Here is a 1,440-nt window from a genome sequence, read left to right on the forward strand (position 1 = left end):
ATCACTTGAGCATTTATCATGGGGTGGTCAGCTAACATATCAATATACTGTGCCGGTAAATTTTCGGGTTTTGCACTTTGTTTCAAGATATCTTCTGCATTTTTCTCAGAAACAAATAGACGGATATTTCGTCTCATTTCATTATCTCGAATATATACATCTAGCGTATTTTGTAAAATATTTGGATTCGAGAGTAATTCTTTAGAAAAAATAAGCACTTGTATATGCGGAAAAAATAATGTACGACTAATTTTTTTATCGATAATTCTTATTTGTTCAAACACATTATCTGCTTTTGCACTAACATTAATATAACTATTTCCTGCATCCTGTACACCTTGTTGCGTTAATTTACTGGGAAGAACCATCTGATACGTCCCTTTCATAATTGGATTTGATTTCTTTTCCTTCACAATATCGTAAGCCGCACCTACTACAAATCCTCTTTCTTCTATTTCTGATAATTCAGAGCAACCGCTGATAACTCCAGCTAAAAGCGTAATTGCTATAATTTTAAGAAGACATTTCATTTCCACCATTCCTTTATTTCACATTATATAAAATACAAACTAGTAAGAGTGCTAGCACAGCAAATCTCATATCAACCCACTCAAAAGTAAAATAATCCAACCACCTGTAAATAAAGTTTACATATCAATATTAAGCGTTATAGATAATGTACTTATACTAATGATGATTGAAAATACCGCAAAACCAAGTTCACGAGATTCATTTCTTCATCTCCATACTCAAATGATTTCAATTTTTCTCGTTCCTTTGGATGTATTGTAGAATCTATTATTTGTAAATTTCCTGTCTTTCTTTCAAAATTGATTTTGGCAGACGAATAATTTCTTCTTTCCCATCTTTATAAAATGAAGAAGCAATAGGCGTTGTAAAAAGAATACTAACACTCTTAAATTTGTAATATGAATCACAAGTGCAATAAGAGCTAAAATGATTCCATGTAATCTCAAAGCATTCACTATTAGCAAAAATACAAAAAAATAAAATCCGATACCTAATTGCAATGCTATATATGAGGAAGTAAAAATATAGTAACCGCAGTAACTGCAATATTAATCACTACGATGGGGCCCATATAAGAGCAGATTTATAATCCTTGCATTCACTACCAATTCTCCAATTATATAACCACCTACAATACTAATTGTTTGTCCCATCAATTTGAGCAGCCTAACTATAGCTTTAACAAATTCACCCATTTAACTTCCTTTTCAATAAGTTTTTAGTTAGATTTCACTAATACAAAGAAATATATACGAGAAAAGAGCTATCTCTTTTTATGAATAGCTCTAACATATAAATTATTTAATTCGCTTGGTAAGTCTAACAAAATCCTATATTCTAATCGATTAGATAACTTTTAAATCTTGCACACGAAGTTTACTTCTTCGTTGAACAAATTCTACTTTTTTA

1 protein-coding gene and 1 pseudogene are annotated in these 1,440 nt (G+C 30.5%); both read right to left on the reverse strand.

Annotated elements, in window-relative coordinates; translation table 11 throughout:
- Window positions 1-530 (reverse strand): Ger(x)C family spore germination protein (locus DN401_RS29240; RefSeq protein ID WP_472926235.1); only part of this gene is annotated, 530 nt, incomplete at its 3' end.
- Window positions 531-766: 236 nt separating this feature from the next.
- A pseudogene (locus DN401_RS29245) lies at window positions 767-1,211 on the reverse strand (spore germination protein); the annotation flags it as partial.
- Window positions 1,212-1,440: the final 229 nt, after the last annotated feature.

The organism is Bacillus sp. BF2-3 (assembly GCF_008368795.1).
Classification (GTDB): Bacteria; Bacillota; Bacilli; order Bacillales; family Bacillaceae_G; genus Bacillus_A; species Bacillus_A cereus.